3 protein-coding genes are annotated in these 3659 nt (G+C 53.0%); all 3 read right to left on the minus strand.

Going from position 1 to position 3659, the window contains the following annotated elements; all coding sequences use genetic code 11:
- Nucleotides 1–90: 90 nt before the first annotated feature.
- A complete protein-coding gene (locus Q344_RS25455; protein ID WP_169739166.1) occupies nucleotides 91–1182 on the minus strand; it encodes an LlaJI family restriction endonuclease in 1092 nt (363 codons plus the stop codon).
- On the minus strand, nucleotides 1175–2701 hold the full coding sequence (locus Q344_RS25460) for an AAA family ATPase (protein ID WP_084178253.1): 1527 nt from the start codon (nucleotides 2699–2701) through the stop codon (nucleotides 1175–1177). The genes Q344_RS25455 and Q344_RS25460 overlap by 8 nt, the downstream gene beginning before the upstream one ends.
- An 81-nt stretch (nucleotides 2702–2782) precedes the next feature.
- A partial coding sequence (locus Q344_RS26290) for a hypothetical protein (RefSeq protein ID WP_169739168.1) occupies nucleotides 2783–3659 on the minus strand: 877 nt, incomplete at its 5' end.

Genomic DNA, 3659 nt, shown 5'->3' on the forward strand with positions numbered 1-3659 from the left:
CGTATCCACGATCACAAGATCAACCGCCTCGACGAACTGCTCCCGTGGAACTGGAAGTCGTAGGATCAGGCGACGGTATCAACCGGCCGGTTACGGAAAAACAAAACTTCCGGTGCGTACCTCGTCACCGACGACAGAATTTAGAGCGAGATGGTAGAAGAGTTGCTTTACAATGTCGGGCCAGCCGGGCGAGTTCGATAACGACGTTGCATCGTAGTACTTGGCGTCTAGCACTTTCAGTGTTGTGCCATCGCGTATCACGATATCAGTCTGCATCCCTCGCTCTTGGACTAGGAGTTGTCCATTGGAGGCTTGTCTGAAGGCAGGTTTAGGGAGCCGGGAGTTCCATCCGCCTTCGACACCCGGCAGGACTTCTCGTAGCATTCGTTCCCAGACGGCGTGGAAGTCGTCGATACCGTATAAGGTGATGCCGTCATTCTGGCGTGGGTCTTCGTCAAGGTACGAGATCAAGGAGTGCGCTAGTCTGATTGCCCTTTGCGCGAACAAGTTTGGCAGCAATGATCTCAGTTTCTGGGACCATAGAAGCCGGGGAAAGTCGGGTGAGGCAAAGGCCTTGAGTTCTGCCTCTCGACCTTGCAGGCCGTCCAACCACCATCCGTGATGCTCAACAATCTCCAAAAGAACAGCAACTTGGACACGCGCTAGAACGCTTTCATGTGCGTTTGAGGTCCGACTTGTGCGAATGTTGGGGTAGACGATGTTTCCGTTGCCCGAGACCATGGCAAGTTCGCGTGCTGCGGTGCGCGGCCAATTGGCCTTCCCAGAGTTCTTTGTGGCGTAGCGTACTCGTTCAGCGAAGACTCCATACCGTCGAAAATCATCGGCCAAATCTTGAACTGTGGAGATCAAACCCACGTTCCCATCTTCCGCTGAAGAGAGACCCTGCCGGTCGCGAGTATCTTGGCCGTACTTTGCCAGTACCCGCATCGTTGTTCTGGCTATGCGTTGGTTTTCGGTTGCTGAATCTCCGAGTGTCTTACGAGGCACGAAGACATAGCTCTCTGAGGAACTTGTGCATGCTAGCCCACAGAAATGGACGGTTTCCTTTTGAAGCGTCTTGCCTTGGTCTTGGCGACGAAGTTCTGACGTCAGCTTTTGGTATCGTTCTTCAAGAAAACGAACAGCCACCCGGTCTTGAAGGACACGAGGCTCGTCAGGCATCGCCTGCAACTTCCTCAAGTGCCGCATCTAGGGCACCCAAGAAACCTTCAGAAAAGACCTGTTCGCTTTGAAATACGCGGTGAGACAAGGCCCCGTAGGTTTTGACGATAGCGGTATTGAAGACGATATCGCGCCCATGATGGCGAAGCAGATCGTCCCAAAGGTAGATCAGCACTTTCCCTGGCACGAAGTCGCTTGAAGCAAGTTCGACATCCGACACAAACCAAGGCCCCAAAAGGCGATCTTCAGCGATTGAAAGGTGATCAGTCAGATAGTCGTTCAAGACGCGAGAAAAGTCCGCCCAAGCGATCGAGGCCTGATTGCCATCGGCTTTGACCACATTGAAACGCCCTGCAGGCGAGATCGCGTAATCAATATTGATGTACTCTTGTTTCCAGCGGCGGCGGAAGGCCGTATCTAGGGGGAAAACGCCCTGGTCCGCGCTGTTCATGGTGGCTAGTAGCCAGAGATTTGCGGGCAATCTGAGCTTCTCAATCTCCTGATCGCACTCCGCACACAACCAGGCTTTGAATTCGTCGGTTGGAAAGTCTGCATCGTACTTTCCCAGGCCCGTCGCATCCCGGTCCAGCAAAAGGAAAAGGTCTCCAAAAACAGCAGCGGCTGGGGCGCGGTTAAGTTCTTCTATGACCAAGAAGACCTCTTCGTTCGGTCGGAGAATGGCAGCCCTGAGAGCGTGCGCGAAAGGGCCTGGAGAAAACTCGTAGGTTACGTCTCCCGCGCGAGTGACGGGCTTGAGCGCTCCGACAAAATCGCCGTTCTGAAGATCGGGGTGGAAGACTGTCCGAATGCTGCGCTTGTCACCAATGCGCTCATTGACTGCATGGGTCTTGCCTGTTCCTGGAGCACCATAAAAGATCAGGTTTTCAGCGCCTGTCACGGCTTCAGGATTGACGGCATCTTCTTGGTGATCGACAGCCCCAGGGGGTACATGGAGCGTATCCATATTCGCGATATAGTAATGGATAAACTCAGGTTGGAAGCAGCAAGAGTATCTGTTGTTTACTCGGTCAAAATATCGCCCAAAGCCAGTTTTATAGGCATCTGCAATTGCATTCACATTTGTGTAGCAAGTGTTCGGATTGGCATGGTTCAAATAAGCGGAAGTGTCCCAGGCACAGATGACAGGATCGTTTCCGGTCCCGTTGTACACTCCCAGGAGCAAGCACCGGTGGTTTCCGTTCTTTCCTAGCTGAAAATGATCCGCATGTTCTGCGTAGTCTCTGTTTAGTTGGATGCCTTTCTCGTCTGCGCCTCGGTTTCGCCAGTTTAGGTTCCGGAATGGGTAAATCTCTAGCGTCAGGGCTTCACCTGCTTTGCTGACTTCAGCAGTGAATCTGACGTAGCTTGATCGGGGAGGTGGATCGTGCCTTGTTAAGTTTACGGTCCAGCCAAGGGAACCCAAGGATCGATTCAGGATGTCTTCCCACTGATCTGCCGTTGCACGATCAGGCTCAGGCCCATCGTATAGTTCCCCATTCGGGCGAGATTGCGTAGCCATCAAATCTTTCCGGTGCTTAAGTGCCTTCCGAAAGACACTAGTCGCAGCGGTTTGGCGTGACCATATGATTTTGCTTTGGGATCATGGCCCTACTAGAGATGGGACAGCGTCTCTTAGGTCGAAGGACTTTGTCATTCGACCAGAGTTGAGCTTTCCCTTCTGAAAGCGCTGACGTGCCTTCCAGGTCAAGCGGAGCGCTGGAGCGTTACGTTGGCACTCCCGAAGAAGAGTGTCGTGCAAGGGAAAGTTGAAGATGTTCCCCTTCGTCAGGTGAAATCCATCGCCGATCGACAACCAATAGGACAAGAAGAGATCAGAACTCAGCACGCCCAAGCCCAAGAGGAAATCATCTTCATTTTCAAACCCTAAGCCATGAACGCCATTCGCTGGACCCTCTCGAAGGCTGACGTAGTTGCGCGCCACTCCTGCAACAAACAGCTTGTATTTGCCGTTCTTCGACACGATTGAACCAAGCGTAGGGCTTCCCGCTGCGAGGTCGAGGTAGTCCATAACAGCTTGGCTCTCTGGTCGAGGAAACTGACGGTCGAAGCTATAGTCTGACACATCAACGTACTCAGGCGATCGACTGAGCAGATCGGCGCGATCTTTCTTGCTCCACCGAAGCAGAGGCGTTGCCAAAAGCTTCCTTGGCTTCCCAGGCAGCACTGTGAGGATCGTACAACGCTGGCTGTTCGCTTTGTTGGTGTTCGTGTGGCTTGGCTTCCCAGATTTGAACAGTGTGTCCGGGATGTTGTCGAAATTTGATAGGCAGACGGTTCCGCGAGTATCCGTAATCATTGTGCGCAAGGCGCTGTAGTCACGGCTGAAGGCGACCGAAAGTGGCACAATAAAGTGGACGCCGCCTTCCCTACCTACATGCGTCAATGCCTTCTCAAGAAAATCAGCATAGATGTTCTTCCAAGGAGACCGCCCCTTCTCGTTTGCAACAAACGGCGGG

Source organism: Pseudooceanicola nanhaiensis DSM 18065, from assembly GCF_000688295.1.
GTDB classification, from domain to species: domain Bacteria; phylum Pseudomonadota; class Alphaproteobacteria; order Rhodobacterales; family Rhodobacteraceae; genus Pseudooceanicola; species Pseudooceanicola nanhaiensis.

Coding starts and splice junctions, on each gene's coding strand:
- Q344_RS25455 (WP_169739166.1), bottom strand. CDS start 1,182: ATGCCTGACGAGCCTCGTGTCCTTCAAGACCGGGTGGCTGTTCGTTTT.
- Q344_RS25460 (WP_084178253.1), bottom strand. CDS start 2,701: ATGGCTACGCAATCTCGCCCGAATGGGGAACTATACGATGGGCCTGAG.